Origin of the sequence: Streptococcus sp. LMAG:39 (assembly GCF_008680485.1) — a bacterium.
Lineage (GTDB): Bacteria > Bacillota > Bacilli > Lactobacillales > Streptococcaceae > Streptococcus > Streptococcus pasteurianus.
In genome coordinates this window covers 1,022,886-1,041,046 of sequence record NZ_NALE01000001.1, presented here as the reverse complement: position 1 = coordinate 1,041,046, position 18,161 = coordinate 1,022,886, and the positions used below count along the sequence as shown (strand labels likewise).

Annotated in this window: 17 protein-coding genes; 14 read left to right on the top strand and 3 right to left on the bottom strand. The window is 37.7% G+C overall.

Annotation, left to right across the window (positions count from 1 at the left end; translation table 11 throughout):
- Window positions 1–28: 28 nt before the first annotated feature.
- From CCC20_RS05115 to gshAB, 3 genes are all read right to left on the bottom strand, one after another.
- The gene (locus CCC20_RS05115; protein ID WP_287179386.1) at window positions 29–1,324 is read right to left on the bottom strand and encodes a toxic anion resistance protein; all 1,296 of its coding nucleotides are present in this window, start codon (window positions 1,322–1,324) and stop codon (window positions 29–31) included.
- A gap of 29 nt (window positions 1,325–1,353) precedes the next feature.
- On the bottom strand, window positions 1,354–2,181 hold the full coding sequence (locus tag CCC20_RS05110; protein ID WP_287179385.1) for a hypothetical protein: 828 nt from the start codon (window positions 2,179–2,181) through the stop codon (window positions 1,354–1,356).
- Window positions 2,182–2,303: 122 nt separating this feature from the next.
- A complete protein-coding gene (gene gshAB / locus CCC20_RS05105) occupies window positions 2,304–4,556 on the bottom strand; it encodes a bifunctional glutamate--cysteine ligase GshA/glutathione synthetase GshB (RefSeq protein ID WP_287179383.1) in 2,253 nt (750 codons plus the stop codon).
- A gap of 500 nt (window positions 4,557–5,056) precedes the next feature.
- On the opposite strand from gshAB, the gene CCC20_RS05100 reads away from it, so the two are divergent.
- From CCC20_RS05100 to CCC20_RS05035, 14 genes are all read left to right on the top strand, one after another.
- A complete protein-coding gene (locus CCC20_RS05100) occupies window positions 5,057–6,349 on the top strand; it encodes an adenylosuccinate synthase (RefSeq protein ID WP_009855122.1) in 1,293 nt (430 codons plus the stop codon).
- Between the two features lie 697 nt (window positions 6,350–7,046).
- Complete coding sequence (gene ulaA, locus CCC20_RS05095; RefSeq protein ID WP_003066778.1) at window positions 7,047–8,507, top strand: PTS ascorbate transporter subunit IIC; 1,461 nt, start codon at window positions 7,047–7,049, stop codon at window positions 8,505–8,507.
- A 73-nt stretch (window positions 8,508–8,580) separates the two neighbouring features.
- The gene (locus tag CCC20_RS05090) at window positions 8,581–8,862 is read left to right on the top strand and encodes a PTS sugar transporter subunit IIB (RefSeq protein ID WP_003066776.1); all 282 of its coding nucleotides are present in this window, start codon (window positions 8,581–8,583) and stop codon (window positions 8,860–8,862) included.
- Between the two features lie 227 nt (window positions 8,863–9,089).
- The gene (locus tag CCC20_RS05085) at window positions 9,090–9,575 is read left to right on the top strand and encodes a PTS sugar transporter subunit IIA (protein WP_013852310.1); all 486 of its coding nucleotides are present in this window, start codon (window positions 9,090–9,092) and stop codon (window positions 9,573–9,575) included.
- Between the two features lie 42 nt (window positions 9,576–9,617).
- The gene (locus tag CCC20_RS05080) at window positions 9,618–10,283 is read left to right on the top strand and encodes a 3-keto-L-gulonate-6-phosphate decarboxylase UlaD (protein ID WP_048790994.1); all 666 of its coding nucleotides are present in this window, start codon (window positions 9,618–9,620) and stop codon (window positions 10,281–10,283) included.
- Window positions 10,284–10,286: 3 nt separating this feature from the next.
- Window positions 10,287–11,150, top strand: a complete 864-nt coding sequence (locus CCC20_RS05075; RefSeq protein WP_048790995.1) for an L-ribulose-5-phosphate 3-epimerase — start codon at window positions 10,287–10,289, stop codon at window positions 11,148–11,150.
- Entirely contained in the window at window positions 11,150–11,860 is a 711-nt protein-coding gene (locus CCC20_RS05070) for an L-ribulose-5-phosphate 4-epimerase (RefSeq protein WP_003066767.1), read from the top strand. The genes CCC20_RS05075 and CCC20_RS05070 overlap by 1 nt, the downstream gene beginning before the upstream one ends.
- Window positions 11,861–12,099: 239 nt before the next feature.
- Window positions 12,100–13,758, top strand: coding sequence for a BglG family transcription antiterminator (locus CCC20_RS05065; RefSeq protein ID WP_058692563.1), 1,659 nt, complete (start codon window positions 12,100–12,102; stop codon window positions 13,756–13,758).
- Window positions 13,759–13,931: 173 nt separating this feature from the next.
- Window positions 13,932–14,399: a PTS sugar transporter subunit IIA gene (locus CCC20_RS05060; protein WP_003066764.1), complete on the top strand. Its 468-nt coding sequence runs from the start codon at window positions 13,932–13,934 to the stop codon at window positions 14,397–14,399.
- Window positions 14,389–14,667, top strand: a complete 279-nt coding sequence (locus CCC20_RS05055) for a PTS sugar transporter subunit IIB (protein ID WP_003066762.1) — start codon at window positions 14,389–14,391, stop codon at window positions 14,665–14,667. Before CCC20_RS05060 ends, CCC20_RS05055 begins: the two co-directional genes overlap by 11 nt.
- Before the next feature lie 25 nt (window positions 14,668–14,692).
- Window positions 14,693–15,955: a PTS ascorbate transporter subunit IIC gene (gene ulaA / locus CCC20_RS05050; protein WP_058692562.1), complete on the top strand. Its 1,263-nt coding sequence runs from the start codon at window positions 14,693–14,695 to the stop codon at window positions 15,953–15,955.
- A 47-nt stretch (window positions 15,956–16,002) separates the two neighbouring features.
- Window positions 16,003–16,602 (top strand): SIS domain-containing protein, encoded by a 600-nt coding sequence (locus tag CCC20_RS05045; RefSeq protein ID WP_003066760.1) that lies wholly within the window; start codon window positions 16,003–16,005, stop codon window positions 16,600–16,602.
- Between the two features lies 1 nt (window position 16,603).
- Window positions 16,604–17,512, top strand: a complete 909-nt coding sequence (gene dapA / locus CCC20_RS05040; RefSeq protein ID WP_013852307.1) for a 4-hydroxy-tetrahydrodipicolinate synthase — start codon at window positions 16,604–16,606, stop codon at window positions 17,510–17,512.
- Window positions 17,509–18,144 (top strand): bifunctional 2-keto-4-hydroxyglutarate aldolase/2-keto-3-deoxy-6-phosphogluconate aldolase, encoded by a 636-nt coding sequence (locus tag CCC20_RS05035; RefSeq protein ID WP_003066758.1) that lies wholly within the window; start codon window positions 17,509–17,511, stop codon window positions 18,142–18,144. Before dapA ends, CCC20_RS05035 begins: the two co-directional genes overlap by 4 nt.
- Window positions 18,145–18,161 lie beyond the last annotated feature (17 nt).

Here is an 18,161-nt window from a genome sequence, read left to right as displayed (position 1 = left end):
GCAGTTGGTTGATAGCGAGTTGCTCGCATTACACTAGGCGATTCTCTTGATCGTTTTCTGGTGTGACGTCTTTCTTTTCGACCTTTTCTTGGCTTTCTTTACCTTCGTTGAGGAGAGCTTCAACGATTTTTTGGTCACGAATTTTAACAGAATCGTTGATTGTCTCAGCAGATTTGACAACGGCTGCTTCGAGTTGAGCACGCTGTTTTCGACCGTTGTCGATTGCAGCAATAATGCCGTTATTTTGTTCGACGAGGCTTTCAGCAAGTGCGGTCACGGATTGGATTGAAACGGTTGGGCTTTGTGCTGTGCGTTCAAGCATTGGAATGGCTTCTTTGCTTGTTTCAGCAAGCATTTGAAGCGCAGCGTTATTAGCATTGACAATAGCATCAGCAGTTACGCCAGATTTGACCGATTGTTGTAGAATACCGAGTTGGGCAATTGACAATTTCATTGTCGGAATGGTGTTGCGACGTAGCATGCCAAGTTTTTGACGCATATCTGATGATACTTTAACCATGTTGCGCATTTGTGGCGTTGTAGTCCAAGCGACATAAAGGCGACTGAGGTATTCGGTGTGTTGTTGTTCCAATGTATTGATGACTTCGGTCATGCGTGCCAATTCGTCTGATTTTGTTTGGTATTCAGGCGTTGCGCTATCAAGTGTAGTAATTTCATTTTGCAATTGGCTAGCACGGTTGGCACCTTCGGTTTGAGCGGCTTCGATGAAAGCAATGACACCGACAAGATTTTCGATAGATTTGTTATTGTCCTCAATAAGCATTTCAGCAGAGACAATGTTACGTGCTAAGGTTTCTTCTTGTTTGACAACAGCGGCAGCCATGCCATCCATTTTTTGTTCAATATTTTGCGAATCAAAATAGAATTCTTGCAAAGTGTCTTTACCTTGTTTGAAAAGTTTTTGCAAGAAATTTGGTTTCTTTTCAAGCTCAGCAGGTTTAGCATCTTTGTATTTGGCGATAAAGCCGTTTAGTTCGCGGTTGGTGTTTTTGAGCAATTCATCTACTTGAGGAATTGCAAGTTTCTTTTGCTCTGACAAAATGCGATTGACAGTCGTGTTGACTTCCTCAACAGCTGATGTTCCAAAATCAAGAAGAGCATTTTGGTCAGCAACGAAATTATCAACCAAAGCAGGTGCTTTAGCTGTAATTGCTGATTGTTGTTCAGGTGACAATTTGTCGTAGAATGAGACTTGTCCTGTTGAACTGGTGTCGCTTGAAACAATAATTTCAGTTGTTTTATCTGTTTTTGTAATCGCATTTTCAGCGATTTTATCAATATCAAAGTTGAAAGTATCAGCCATTAGAATTCTCCTTTATGTGCAAGACAACATTATAAGTTTGTGTCATCGTCAGCCATCATACGAAGGCTAATATCAAAGTCCTTTAAATCACTTTCGTTCAGTTTTCTCAAGGTTTCGTCTAATGCCAAGTCAAATTTTTCCATAGCTGTTTTGGCCTGTGCCAAACGTTCCTCGGCATTGTAATAATCTTTTGGAGATTTTTTGATTTTGAGATAACCCTCTAAAATATCTCGAAAACGTTCCATGTCTGCTTCGTGAAGGGCGGTTAATTCTTCCTTGTTATCCGCATTTTCAATCTTTTCCAGAATGGTTAAGTGGTCTTTTTGAATGTTGTTGTAAAGCTTGGTCAACTCGGGAGCGTATTGAAGCAATTCTTTTTCTTCACCTGAAGCTTGCGGTGTTGTTGGTGAAACGTCCAATTTTTCCAGTTGCAACAAGACATCTTCCTCGACACTCTCTGCTTTCTGAAGGATACGTTTAGAGATTTTGAGGTCCATTTTGGATTTTAAGTCAGTGACTTCAGTTTTGATGTTGCGGATTTTGGGCAATAGCTGGCGCGCAACGACAACATATTGCGTGTAATCTTTTTCATCAAGGTAATTATCCAAAAGTTTAACTTGGCGGTCAGCCAGTCTAATACTATCTTTTAAATCTTGTAAACGTTGTTCGGTATTGACTTTTTCAAGTCGTGTCTGCTTGGTTGCCAAATAATAAACACCATACCCAACCCCTGCAATAAGAACAATAGGTAAAATGATTTCTAAAAGGCTCTCAAGAAAAGCAATAAGAATAATAACTCCGATAATAGCGGTGAAAATACCGTTTCCGCTTCTTGGAGGTCTACCATAACGTGGCATAATGTTAGTCAGTCCATTTCTATCTAATTTCGTATTTATTTTATCGCAAAGTGGTGCTTGATGACAAGTAATGACTGTACTTTGAGACAGATTTTTTGTTTACAGGTGTGACAGAAATTTTTTTAGATTTCTGGGAAGAGTTTTGCTAGGATTTTTGGTGTCAATGCTTGCCCTTTTCCTGCGTGGCAATAAGTGTGCATGTACATTGCTGGATTGAAATTCAGCTCGATACACGAGCAGTTTGGCTCTTCTTTACTAGCATTGAGATTTTCGTCAGGAATAATCAAATCTACCCCACAAACCCAAGCACCGATAGCGCTAGCCATTTGAGCTGCTAGTTGTTGATAAGATTTGTTCATGGTTTCGGTAACGTCAATTGAATCACCGCCAGTTGAAATGTTAGAGTTACGGCGTAAATCAATCTTGACACCTTCAGGGAGAATGTCATCTGGTGTGTATCCTTGTTGCTCTAACATGAGGCGTTCAATGTCGCCTAGTTCAATGATTTCAAGTGGTGAACGGTGATTGTAGCCACGGAGTGGATTTTGATTTTTAAGGTCAACCAATTCCGCAATCGTGTGTGTACCATCACCAACCACGTTAGCCGCAATTCGCAGAAGCACCGCTTCGCATTTACCATCAAGAACGAAGAAGCGATATTCAGTTCCAGAGATAAATTCTTCAACTAAAATCGTGTCATCTTCAGCAAAGGCAATATCTAGAGCGCTTTGGTAAGAAGCAAGGCCAGCAGGTTCTTTGAAAATTGAGATACCTAGTCCGTAGTTAGTCGATTTTGGTTTGACAACGATAGCCTTGTCTTTGACTTGTGAAAAATAGCGGAGCGCGGTATCTTTGTCGGCGAATTCTTGTCCAGCTGGGACTGGGAAGCCTGCTTGTGCTAGCAATTTCTTCGTGACTACTTTATTTTCCATGACAAGTGGTGTAATGTAATTATCTTTGGCAGTCATATTGGCATTTTTGATGTATTCAACATGGTCACCATGCCAAAGTTTGAGAAACTGGTCATTTTCATCAAGAATATTAACGTTTACTCCTTTTTGAATGGCATCAAAAAGCAATAATTGAGTGGAAAGTTCCATATTCTCATAGCCTTTGAGGGCATAATGAGCGTGCCAAGCATAGTCGTGATAGGCTTGGCCTTTTTCTTGCCCAAATGTTTCCAAAGAGAGGTGGTCAATTTCTGTCACTAAACGTCCACCAATGGTCAATTCAGGGCGTTCAATCTGTGCTTTAACATTTTCGAGTAGGGTGTGATAATGCTCTGGCAAATCAAAGTGTTCAACGACTGCTTGCATGGCAGAAAGGATAAGGTCAGTAGGTGCTTCTTGTGGCAATTTCTCAAGTGGGTGGCTAAGAGCGATGCGGTCATTAAGCGCTTTTGCGTCAGCAATATCTTGGTCAATAGTAAAGCTATCATCTAACCAAAGGAGTGCCAAGGAGAAAAGGTGCACCGTATCAAGTGTCTCTTGGGTGATGCCGCGATTGTCAAAAGGATTGATATCAAAACAACGGAACTCAAGGTAAGTAATGCCTTTTTTTAAATAATCGCGATTGTGTTTGCTGCCACGAAGTCGGACAGCTGAGTAAAATTCTTTTTCAGCAATGAGTTGACCAGAATTGACATAATGTTCAATGTCAGAAATATAACGTTCAAGGCTTTGGTAGGATACTTGAATGTCGTCATGATTAACATAGCCAAGGTGACTATTGCGGAGTGAGCGAACAGGCTTATCAAGTGGTTTGTCAAGAAATCCCTGCTCTGCTATTGGCGAAGCCCCATACAAATAAGTCAATAACCAACGAAAACGTAGGAAGTTTTGAGCTAATTTGAGGTAGAGGTCGTTTTTAAAGGCGATTAGAGAGGTATAGTCACTTTCTTCAAAAAGAGCAGTCACAAGGTCAGCCCCAAGCTCCATGTTGTAATGGATTCCAGACATGGATTGAAGCATCTTGCCATACACTTTTGCTAAATGGTCGCGGTATTGGCGTTCCCAGTCATCTTCTAGACTGGCAATAGCAATCTCATCTGCCGATAGTTTCGGTGGTATTGATAAAGGCCAAAGGTACTCATCTTTGTTGATTGATCGCCCAATGACATCTGTGATAGCCCCAAGAAAACGTAGGACTTCACTAGTTGAGTTGGCAATCGGAGTGATTAACTCTATCTGTGGCTCGCTGTAATCCGTCTGAATGTAAGGGTGAAATGAGCGACTCCCCAAAATTTCAGGGTGCTTAGTTTGGGCAACTCTGTGATTTATTTTACTAATGCGAAGGCTCTCTCTTTCTAAGCCAAAAGTTGCTTGAAGGATAGGGAGACTTGCGGGTGATTTTTGTAATAATCCGTTCAATGTCATGGTAATCTCCTCATTAATAATCTATCTGAAATCTGACAGTTCTTTAGTGATAAATATTTGTAAAAAAATAGTCGGTCGTTTTTCATAAATGTAAAACTATTCTAGGGAAAAGTTGCTAAAAAAGCAAGATTTTTGACACGTTTTACCAGAATTTTCAGGCATTTTTTCAGGAAATGCAGTGGCTATCGCATTTGCGGGCAAGGATTACTGGATGAACTTTTAACGGAGGGGCGAAAAAGTATCTGTTTAAAGCTGCTTTTTTTTAAAATCTAAAAACGTTCGGGAAAAATAATATTTTGTCATCAAATATTGAAAAAAAATCAGAAATTGCATATAATAAGTTGTAAGACAAACTCGCAGGTGAGATTCCTGCCATGTTGTACAAGAAAGGATGAAGATACAATTTTATAGCTTGGAGATAGATACGTGACGCTTTGTTTTAGCTAGTATCGTTTTTATTTGCTCGCTGTATAAATGTTAGTATCCATATCGAACAGAATATGACATCAGTAGTAGTTGTTGGTACCCAATGGGGTGATGAAGGAAAAGGTAAAATCACAGACTTTTTGTCTCAAGATGCTGAAGTGATTGCACGTTATCAAGGTGGAGACAATGCAGGTCACACTATCGTTATTGACGGTAAGAAATTTAAGCTGCATTTGATTCCGTCAGGTATTTTCTTCCCAGAGAAAATCTCTGTTATCGGAAATGGTGTGGTTGTCAATCCAAAATCATTGGTAACTGAATTGAAATACTTGCATGATGAGGGAATTACAACAGATAGTCTTCGTATTTCTGATCGTGCACACGTTATTTTGCCATATCATATTAAACTTGATCGTTTGCAAGAGTCTTCTAAGGGTGATAATAAAATTGGGACAACAAATAAAGGAATCGGACCTGCTTACATGGATAAAGCAGCACGTGTCGGTATCCGAATTGCTGACCTTTTGGACAAAGAAATCTTTGCAGAACGCTTGCGCGTGAATTTGGAAGAAAAAAATCGTCTCTTCGAAAAAATGTACGAATGCGAACCAATCAAATTTGAAGACATCTTCGAGGAATACTATGAATATGGTCAACAAATCAAAGATTACGTTACAGATACATCAGTTATCTTGAACGATGCTCTTGACGCTGGAAAACGTGTCCTTTTCGAAGGTGCACAAGGTGTCATGCTTGATATTGACCAAGGAACATACCCATTTGTAACCTCATCTAACCCAGTCGCAGGTGGTGTAACAATCGGTTCTGGTGTTGGTCCAAGTAAAATCAACAAGGTTGTCGGTGTATGTAAAGCTTACACAAGCCGTGTTGGTGATGGACCATTCCCGACTGAACTTTTAGACGAAGTTGGCGACCGTATCCGTGAAGTCGGTCATGAATATGGGACAACAACTGGACGTCCACGTCGTGTTGGTTGGTTTGACTCAGTTGTCATGCGCCACAGCCGTCGTGTATCTGGTATCACGAACTTGTCACTTAACTCAATCGACGTTCTTTCAGGTCTTGATACGGTCAAAATCTGTGTGGCATACGACCTTGACGGTGAACGCATTGACCATTACCCAGCAAGTCTTGAACAATTGAAACGTTGTAAACCAATCTATGAAGAATTACCAGGTTGGTCAGAAGACATCACAGGTTGCCGTAGCCTTGACGAGCTTCCAGAAAATGCTCGTAACTACGTTCGTCGTGTTGGTGAACTTGTTGGTGTTCGCATTTCAACATTCTCAGTTGGACCGGACCGCGACCAAACGAATATTCTTGAGTCTGTTTGGGCAAATATTTAAGAAAAAGACGCTTATCGGAAAAATTTAGGATAGTTTAAGTTGTTCTCGCTATACTAACATTACTCCTAAACTTTTCATATTTATATTTTCTAATACCATCGGAACTTCAGTTTCGGTGGTTTTTAAATATCATGGAATCTATTATATGAAATGTAACTTTCTAATAATTCTATCATTATAAATCTAATAGAGATCCTAAGCTTTAATGTTATGAGCTAATTATGTATTACTGAACGGAAACATGATATAGGATATTTAAATGTTCCAAAAAATCTGGAGCTGTTCTTATGTTGTTGAAATTTATGTTAATAAAAAGTTAGCTAGAATAGTTGACATATCATAACTGGTTTTACCTCCACAAAAGTATGATTCAAAATTAAATATCAGATTTTCGTAAGAATATGTAACTTATAATATATTTTGCACATATGGTGTCTAAGTGATAAAAAAGAAATGTAGGTGATGTGGGAAAAACGATTAGTTAATTTCTACTTAGTTGTAAAAGAATTCCTAATACAGGATAAAAGCTATTTTTTAGAAATGTTAATAGATAAGAGAAAATCAGGGAATTGCTGCATATGGTTCAGTACATTTTTGCACACTTCCTTGTGTTTTTTTTGCCCTTTTTGTTTGCGCTTACATTTTCTATAATAAACATAAAGAAATTACAAAACTAATATAGAAAAGGAGTAATCTCATGGATTTCCTATTATCAATTCTTAACTGGTTTTCACAAAATATTTTGCAAAAACCAGCGTTCTTTGTAGGTATCTTGGTTTTAATCGGATATATTCTTTTGAAGAAACCTTGGTATGATGTGTTTGCTGGATTTGTTAAGGCAACAGTAGGTTACATGATTTTAAATGTAGCTTCTGCGGGACTTGTTAGCACATTCCGTCCAATTCTTGCGGCATTGAATTATCGTTTTAATATTGGTGCGGCAGTTATTGACCCTTACTTTGGTTTGACGGCGGCTAATAATTATATTATGGATAATTTCCCTAAATTCGTTGGGACAGCAACAACAGCTTTGTTGATTGGTTTTTTCTTAAATATCTTCTTGGTGGCGTTTCGTAAGATTACAAAGGTGCGTACTTTGTTTATCACTGGTCATATCATGGTTCAGCAAGCAGCTACGGTTACTTTGATGATTATTCTATTGATTCCAAGCTTCCGCAATCAATTTTGGGGAACGTTGGCAGTAGGTATTGTTTGTGGGCTTTATTGGGCTGTTAGTTCAAATATGACTGTTGAGCCAACACAACGTTTGACTGGTGGCGGTGGGTTCGCTATTGGACACCAACAACAATTTGCTATTTGGTTTGTTGATAAGATTGCTCCGAAAATTGGGAAAAAAGAAGAAAATCTTGATAATCTTAAATTACCAACTTTCTTGAATATTTTCCATGATACTGTCGTCGCTTCTGCGACATTAATGTTGGTATTCTTTGGTGCCATTCTCTATATTTTGGGACCAGATATCATGTCAAATGCAGACGTTATCACATCTGGTACGGTTTATAATCCTGCAAGTCAATCGTTCTTTATGTATGTGATTGAGACATCGTTCACTTTCTCAGTTTATCTTTTCATTTTGATGCAGGGTGTACGTATGTTCGTTGCTGAGTTGACGAATGCTTTCCAAGGAATTTCAAGTAAGCTTCTTCCTGGTTCATTCCCAGCGGTCGATGTTGCAGCATCATTTGGCTTTGGTTCACCTTCAGCGGTACTGTTTGGTTTTGCGACAGGTCTTATTGGACAGTTGATTACCATTCTCTTATTGATTATTTTCAAAAATCCAGTTCTGATTATCACAGGATTTGTGCCAGTATTTTTTGATAATGCGGCTATCGCTGTTTACGCTGATAAACGTGGTGGTTGGAAAGCTGCGGTTGTCCTTTCTTTCCTATCTGGTGTTATTCAAGTGGCACTTGGTGCCGTTGCGGTATCACTTCTTAATCTCGGTGCATATGGTGGTTACCATGGCAATATTGACTTTGAAATTCCGTGGGTTCCATTTGCTTATCTTTTCAAATATGCTGGTGCGATTGGTTATGCTATTGTCTGCCTCTTCTTGCTTGCAATCCCTCAAATTCAGTTTGCAAGAGCAAAAGACAAGGAAGCTTACTATGCTGGTCAAGTTCAGCCTGAAGAGTAACAGTTTAAAAAGTAAATGCTATTTATAATGCTTTTCTATAAAGAAAAAAAGAATTCAAACGGAGGAAAATAAAATGGTTAAAGTTCTTACAGCATGCGGTAATGGTATGGGTTCATCTATGGTTATCAAAATGAAAGTTGAAAATGCACTTCGTCAACTTGGTGTTAGTAATATCGAATCAGCTTCTTGTTCGGTTGGAGAAGCTAAAGGCTTGGCAGCTAATTACGACATTGTAGTCGCTTCAAATCACTTGATTCATGAATTAGATGGTCGTACTAGCGGTAAATTGATTGGTCTTGATAATTTGATGGACGATAATGAAATAAAAACAAAATTGGAAGCAGCTTTAAAATAATTTAGAACTTGGATTCATAAAGGTGGCATTTTCAGGTGACAGATGATTTCCACCAATCTAGGAAGAATTTTGCAGGAATAATGGATGTCTTAAAAAACTTTAACGACGAGTAACAGAAAGCAACTTTCTAGATGGAATGTCATCTATGAATATAAGTTCTGGACATGGGTGTTTTCAGACAAACGAAAACACCTACGATTTTTGATAAGTATGAAAGGAAGCAGTTTATGAATTTGAAACAAGCTTTGATTGATAATGATTCTATTCGGCTAGGGGTGACAGCATCAGATTGGAAAGAGGCGGTTAAGTTAGCGGTTGAACCTCTGGTTGAAAGTGGTGCAGTTAAGGCAGAATATTATGATGCTATTATCGCATCCACGGCTCAGTATGGTCCGTATTATATTTTGATGCCAGGTATGGCGATGCCTCATGCGCGTCCAGAAGCTGGTGTACAACGTGATGCCTTTTCGTTAATCACATTGACTCATCCTGTTAAATTTCAAGACGGTAAAGAAGTTTCTGTACTCCTTGCCTTGGCAGCTACGAGTTCAAAAATCCATACTTCGGTAGCTATTCCGCAGATTATTGCGCTTTTTGAGTTAGAAAATTCAGTAGAACGTCTACAATCTTGTCAGACCAAAGAAGAAGTGTTGGCTATGATTGATGAATCAAAGGACAGTCCGTATTTGGAAGGCTTGGATTTAGAGAGTTAATATCACATTTTTAAAACTAGCAATGAAGAGAAAGGAAATATGATGACAAAACAATTACCAAATTTACAAGTTGCTCTTGATCATTCTGATTTGAAAGGAGCTATTGCAGCTGCCGTTTCGGTTGGCAATGAAGTTGATATTATTGAGGCTGGGACAGTATGTCTTTTGCAAGTCGGCAGCGAGTTAGTCGAAGTGCTTCGTAATCTTTTTCCAGATAAATGGATTGTGGCGGATACTAAATGTGCAGATGCTGGTGGAACAGTCGCTAAAAATAATGCTGTACGCGGAGCAGACTGGATGACTTGTATTTGCTGTGCTACCATTCCAACCATGAAAGCTGCACGTAAGGCCATTGAAGAAGTGCGTGGTGAACGTGGTGAGATTCAAGTTGAACTTTATGGCGATTGGACTTATGAGCAAGCACAACAATGGCTTGATGCGGGGATTTCACAAGTTATTTATCACCAATCGCGTGATGCGCTCCTTGCTGGTGAAACTTGGGGTGAAAAGGATTTAAATAAAGTTAAAAAGCTTATTGATATGGGCTTTCGCGTATCTGTGACTGGCGGTCTTAGTGTTGACACACTCAAACTCTTTTCTGGTGTAGATGTTTTCACTTTTATTGCAGGTCGTGGTATTACAGAAGCAGCAGATCCAGCTGCGGCAGCGCGTGATTTTAAAAATGAAATCAAACGTATTTGGGGGTAGGCTATGACGCGTCCAATTGGTATTTATGAAAAGGCGACTCCTAAGAATTTTACATGGAGAGAACGTCTAGCGTTTGCAAAAGAACTCGGCTTTGATTTTGTTGAAATGTCGGTAGATGAATCGGATAGCCGTTTGGCACGTCTGGATTGGACAAAAAAAGAGCGTTTGGACGTTGTTCAAGCTATTTACGAAACAGGTATTCGGATTCCAAGTATTTGCTTTTCGGGGCATCGTCGTTATCCTCTTGGGTCTAATGACCCTAAAACTGAAGCAACATCGCTTGAAATGATGAAAAAATGTATTGAATTAGCGCAAGACCTTGGTGTTCGTACCATTCAATTGGCGGGGTATGATGTTTATTACGAAGAAAAGTCCCCAGAAACACGCGCTCGTTTTATCAAAAATCTCAGGAAAGCTTGTGATTGGGCTGAAGAAGCTCAAGTTATTCTAGCGATTGAAATTATGGATGACCCTTTTCTCAATTCTATTGAAAAATACTTGGCTGTGGAAAAGGAAATTGATTCGCCTTATCTCTTTGTTTATCCAGATACTGGCAATGTATCAGCTTGGCATAATGACCTTTGGAGTGAATTCTACAACGGTCATAAGTCCATTGCTGCCTTGCATTTAAAAGATACTTATGCTGTCACTGAAAACTCCAAAGGGCAGTTTCGTGATGTCCCATTTGGGGACGGCTGTGTTGATTGGGAGGCTATGTTTGCTATTCTCAAGAAAACAAACTATAACGGTCCATTTTTGATTGAAATGTGGTCGGAAAATTGTGCGACAGTTGAGGAAACAAAACAAGCTATTCAAGTCGCAAAAGACTTTTTATTACCAAAAATTGAGAAAGCGGGGTTACGTTAATGTTAGTTCCTGAATTACGTCAACGTGTTTATAAAGCTAATATGGATTTACCAGTGCATGGTTTGGTCAAATTTACATGGGGAAATGTGTCAGCTATTGACCGTGAAAAAGGATTGATTGTTATCAAACCTTCAGGGGTACCTTATGAAGAATTATCTCCAGAAAATATGGTGGTGTCAGATTTAGAGGGAAATGTGGTTGAGGGTGACTTGAATCCGTCATCTGATTTACCAACGCATGTAGAGCTGTACAAAGCATTTGCAGAAGTTGGTGGGATTGTTCATACCCATTCAACAGAAGGAGTCGCTTGGGCGCAAGCAGGGCGAGATATTCCTTGTTATGGGACCACACATGCAGATACATTTTATGGTGCTATTCCGTGTGCGCGTGCACTTACTCCAGAAGAAATCAATGGTGCTTATGAAAAAGAAACTGGGAAAGTGATTATTGAAGAGTTTCAAAAACGCTCCCTTGACCCAATGGCTGTTGCGGGGGTTACTGTTCGTAATCATGGACCATTTTCTTGGGGAAAAGACGAACAAGCAGCTGTTTATAACGCTGTCGTTCTTGAAGAGACAGCTCGTATGGCACGTTACACAGAAGGCATCAATCCAGATGTCAAAGAAGTGCCACAAGCGCTCAAAGATAAACATTATCTCCGTAAACATGGAAAAAATGCCTATTACGGACAAAAAAGTCTGACACATTAAACCAATGTTTTTATCCAATATTTACAATAGAAGTGACGGCGTGAAATAATTAGTCTGAACGACTGATTTTTGCGTCTCTTCTTTTTTTACAGGTTTTACAGGAAGTACATTATTTGGTATAAAAATATATTCATCAACAAGCTTGATTGGAATATTTGAAAGTAATGTAATGGAAAATTCTACTAGAAAAAGTCTTTGTGATACAATAGGTCTACATAGATATGGAGGAGCTGGTTATCATGCTAGATAAAAAAAGTTATGATCTTCTTTCTTGCTTACTGACTTTGCCCGAGCCAGAGACAGTGACGACTATTTCTAAAGTATTAAATCAGTCACGTCGAAGAATTTACTATCATTTAGATAAAATCAATGATGCTTTGCCAGAGGAAATTGAGAAAATTATTCCTTACCCACGAATCGGAATCCTTCTCAATGATGAACAGCGCCAAGCGTGTCGTACCATGATGGGGGAACTAGACGGCTATTCCTATGTGATGAGTGTGGAAGAACGGTTAGAATTAAGTTTACTATACATTGCAGTTTCTAAGGAAAGAGTAACAATTGATAAACTGATGAAACTGACAGATGTCTCTCGTAATACTATTCTTAACGATTTGAACGATATTCGTCAGAAATTATCAGACGAAGAATATGACATTAGGCTTCGTGTATCAAAAGCACGTGGTTACTATTTAGCATGTCACCCCTTGTCTAAAATACAGTTTTTATATCGCCTGCTTTACAGAGTTTACACAAAGGATAATGAAAAGTTTATTGCGATTATTCGAAAACGTATTATCAATTTATCAGAGGTAATGCCCTATTTTTCTGATGACATCAATGATTATCTTTATACAGAATTGTCAACGATTGAAGAACGCTTGGGTAAAAGACTGAATTCCAAAGACTTGAATTTTATGGTGAAAATTTTGCCCTATCTCTTGTTGAGTTACCATAGTATTGATTTTACTGCTGAAGAAAAAGAACGAGCAAGACGTGATTTTAGCCTAGCTTGGGAACGTTTAGAGTACCAAATGGCTATTAATATCGCTAAAAATTTACGAGAAAAATTTAATCTATCTTTAGATAGCATCGAGATTGGTTTGATTGCCATGTTGTTACTTTCTTTCCGAAAGACATTGGATCTTCATTTAGAAAGTACGGACTATGATGATATGCGAGAGACATTGCAACTTTTTTTGGACACATTACAAACAAAGCATCACCTTTCTTTTCGACATCCTAATGACTTGTTAAACCAACTGTTGACGCATTGTAAGGCATTGCTTTATCGTAAAACCTATGGTATTTTATCAGAAAATCCCTTAACAGAAGATATTAAAATAAAATATAGTCACCTTTTTAATCTGACTAAATCTTGTATTTATATTTTGGAAGAAGCTTGGTTAATTCAAATGACAGACGATGACATTGCTTACTTTGTCATTCATTTAGGCGGCGAGATAGAAAATCATGATGTCAGCGATAGTCAAAAAAATCATGTTGTATTAGTTTGTGATGAAGGAGTGGGTATTCAGAAATTATTAGTCAGCCAATGTAAAAAATGTCTGGAAAATTGTGAAATAGATGCTATTTTCACATTGGAACAATTTTATAGTGTTAGTGATATCATTACATCAAACATGGTTATTTCAACAAGTGATAACGTTGAGACAACATTGCCATTGTTGGTTGTTCACCCCATTTTAACGGATGAAGATATTATCAAAATGCTACATTTCATAAGAACAAAAGGAAGGCAAAAAGAAAGTCACTATGACCGTCAATTGGATAAATTGTTAAAAATTTATGTTCCAGATGATAATGAGCGCTATGGTTTAAAAAATCAAATCGAAAAAATCATTCGACAAGAATTTATTGACATTAGCTTAAATTGAGGAAGGTGGGGAGCTTATTACATTTTTATGTAATGAGCTTTTTTATTTTTTTAAGATGTTTACCTAGTTGGGTGTAATTTTTGTATTATTTTTATCCAAAAGTTAAACCAAAACAGGGGTTCATAAAGCGTTTTCGTTCTGGTAATATAACATTAAAGAAAGGGGGATGAAGCATGTTATCACAAACAATTGATGAACGTTTGATTTTAATTGATGTAAATGCTAAAAATTTTGAAGATGCTATTAGACAAGCAACTAATCCATTAGTACATTGTCATTTTGTTACAAATAATTATGTAGAAAAGATTATTGAAATTTCGCATGATATCGGACCGTACATTGTCATTACTAAAAATGTTGCTTTACCACATGCGCCAAGTGACAGTGGAGCATTAAAAACGGCATTAGGTTTTACAAAATTAAAAAGACCAGTAGTTTCAGGAAATAAAGCCAATGACCCTGTAAAATACCTGTTTCCTTTAAGTGCATCTGATGGGCATTCTCATATCGAAATGTTATCAGATTTAGCAACGTTACTAAGTCATAAAGATTTTGTTAACCAATTAGAAAAAATTAGTACTAAAGAAGATTTCATTACTTTATTAAAGGAATTTGAAGGAGGAGAAAGTCATGATGCATAAAGCATTAGTAGCATGCCGAGCTGGAGTAGGATCAAGTTTAATGTTGAAAATTAAGGTTGAAGAGGTGGTCAGAGAAAATAACTTTCAACTTGAGGTAGAACATTCGTCTTTAGATGGTTTACCAGGTTTTACAGGTGATATTGTTATTACTCTAGTCGATGTTGCAGAAGAGCTAGCTGAAAAACATATCCCACAAAAGATTATTGGTATTAATAGTGTTGTTGATAAAGAAGAAATAAAAGCAAAGTTAGAAAGCGTATTGTTCTAACATTTTAAAAGTTAGGAGAAGAAAAATGGATTTTGTGATTAGTTTTTTAAGTACCCCAGCCATTTTATTGGGACTAGTGGCGATGGTTGGTTTATTGGCTCAAAAGAAAAAAGGATCAGAGGTTTTAACAGGTACATTCAAGACAGTTATTGGTTTCTTAGTCTTTAGTGCTGGTGGGACAATTATGACAAGTGCCTTACAAAATTTTAATACACTTTTTCAAAAGGGCTTTAATATTGTTGGAGTCGTTGCTTCACCAGAGGCTGCAACAGCATTAGCACAAAGTGAATTTGCATTTGTGACTAGTTGTACTTTAATTTTAGGTTTTGTTATGAACTTGGTAATAGCAAGGATTACACCTTTTAAAAATATTTTCTTTACAACAGGTCACAGTTTATTCTTTGCATGTGTATTGTCTCTTGTTCTCAAAGCTCATGGAATTGGTGATATACCAGCAATTATTACTGGTGGTATTATTTTAGGTTTTTGTTCAGCGGCTCTACCACAATTATGTCAACCGTTTATGAGGAAAATTACAGGAAGCGATACAACAGCTATCGGTCACTTTAATATGGTTGGCTATGCGCTTTCAGGTTATATTGGTAAATTATTCCATAAACATGAGGATGAAACAACAGAAGGATTTAACTTTCCAGGTTGGTTATCTATTTTTAGGGACTTTCTAATGGGAGTAGCTGTGGTAATGCTGATACTTTTCTATGTATCAGCTTTGAAGGCAGGACCTAAAGTAACCCAAGAACTTGCAGGAAGTACTCACTGGCTGGTCTTTCCTTTTGTTCAAGCATTCACTTTTACAGCAGGGATGTCTATCTTGATGACAGGTGTACGTATGTTCTTAGCTGAAATTACAGCGGCTTTCGTTTCTATCTCAGAGAAATTCATTCCAAACTCACGTCCAGCTCTAGATGTTCCAACAGTATTCCCATTTGCTCCAACAGCGGTTATTATTGGTTTTGTTTCGTCTTATGTAGCGGGATTATTGGCAGTACTGGTTATGGTCGCTTTTAAGTTCCCTGTTGTCATTATTCCAGCAGCTCACATTTGTTTCTTCTCTGGAGGAACGGCAGCTGTCTTTGGCAATTCGACAGGTGGATGGCGTGGTGCAGTTCTCGGATCGTTTGTTCAAGGATTATTGTTAGCCTTTTTACCAGTTTTATTGTATCCACTTTATGGAAGTCTAGGAATCGAGGGTTCAACATTCCCAAATATTGATTATAATGTTGTGGGGAATCTATTAGATTGGATATTGAAGTTGTTCAATATGTAACGATGTAACGTTACGAGAAGTTAGTCTCTTTAGTTGAGGAGTTTTTTATGAGTAACTTGCAATTAGATTATTTTATCAATACTTTAGATACAGAGTTGCATAATTTTATTAGAAATATTGATAAAGAAAAAATTAACTTAGTAGCTGAATTGATTTTAGATGCTAAACAACATGGGGGACGTGTTCACGTTACTGGTATCGGTAAGCCTAGTCATGTATCTCAGTATATTTCAGCGTTACTATCTTCTACAGGAACACCAGCGTATTTTTTAGATGCTACGGAATCAGTTCATGGTTCAGCGGGTCAAGTGATGGAGGGAGATATTGTTATTGCTATCTCTAATAGTGGAGAAACGCTGGAATTACAACAGACTATTGAAGCATTAAAAAAGTTAAGTATCAAAATTGTATCAGTAACAGGTGGTAACTCTTCTTGGTTAGCTAGAAATACTGATTTGACATTATTTGCAGGTGTTGAAGAGGAAGGGGATAGTTTTAATAAACCTCCTCGTGCTTCAATCATTGCGGAAATATTAATTTTACAAGCGGTATCAATTGTCCTTCAAGAAAAAAGTCATTTGAATATGGAGCAATACCATCTATGGCACCCTGGGGGAAGTCTTGGAAAGTCGCTAGAAAGGAAATAATATGAGAATTACAGGTATTATTACGGCAATGGCGACACCACTTCATGATGATGGTTCATTGTCAAGAGATGGAGTAGTGAGTTTAGTCAATCGTCTGATTAAAAATGGAGTTAGCGGTCTATTTATTTTGGGAACAAATGGAGAATTTTTTGGACTAAGTGATGATGAAAAAGTGGCTTATGCCAAAATGGTTGTTGAAGTTGTCGCAGGTAGAGTTCCTGTTTATGTGGGAACTGGGACAATAGGAACCAAGGAAGTTATTGCTTTAAGTCAAAGAATGGAAGAAGTAGGCGTATCAGCGGTTTCAATTATTACACCTTATTTATTATCATTTTCGCAAGATGAATTATATGCCCACTATAAATTAATATCAGATGCGGTTACACTTCCCATTATTCTATACAATATTCCTCAAAATACAGGGAATAATTTGGAACCCGAGACGGTAGGACGTTTGGCTAAACTCCCAAATATTATTGGTATAAAAGATAGTAGTGGCAATCTTGAACAGTTAGCTAAATATATTGATTTAACAAGACAGGAAGATTTTTCGGTTTTGGTTGGATCGGATTCAAGAATTTTAGCAGCTTTACAATTAGGAGCAGATGGTGCAGTAGCAGCAACATCAAATGTCTTAACAAAAACAGATGTTGGGATTTACAGACATTTTTTGAGCCATCAATTAAAAGAAGCTGAGAAATTACAAGAAAGTATAAACGCCTATCGAAAGGTATTGAAATATTCAACTATACCATCAGTATTAAAATATACTTTAAATCAAATTGGTATTCCTGTAGGTGATTCTCTATCACCAGTTAAGTTGACTTTAACAGCAGATGAAAAAAAGGAAATCAACAAAGTATTAAAATCTTACCAAGAATATGAAAATTTTGAAGGAAAAATAAAATGAAAAAAATAGATGTGCTTAATCGATTGTATGAAGAGAAGTTGATGGGAATCATCCGCGTGACAACTTTTGAACGTGCTAAGGAAATTGCAGAAAGTTGTTTAGCTGGAGGAGTATCTTGTTTGGAAATTAGTTATACTAATTTTAATGCTGGGGATATTATTCAGCAGTTGAAGGAAAAGTATAACCATAGATTGCTGGTAGGGGCTGGAACGGTATTAGACAGTGAAACGGCTAGAGAGGCTATCTTTAATGGTGCAGAATTTATCATTGCCCCTACCTTTAAGGAAGAGGTAGCCAAAATCTGTAATCGCTATCAGATTGCTTATATGCCTGGCTGTATGACAATGACTGAAGTGGTGGAGGCATTAGAAGCAGGAGCATCCATGGTAAAAGCTTTTCCGAGCTCATCTTTGTATGGACCAAATATTATTTCAACTATAAAGACACCAATGCCGTATGTTCCTATTTTATCCTCGGGTGGGGTGACTCTAAACAATGTTAATGAGTGGTTAAAACAAGGAGTAGACTGCATGGGAATTGGCAGTTTATTATCTAAGGGAACTGCACAAGAAATTGAACAAAATGCTAGAGCATTAAGAGAAGCAGTTAATAAGAGTAAAGAACTGCTATGAAATAAATGCAGACGGAG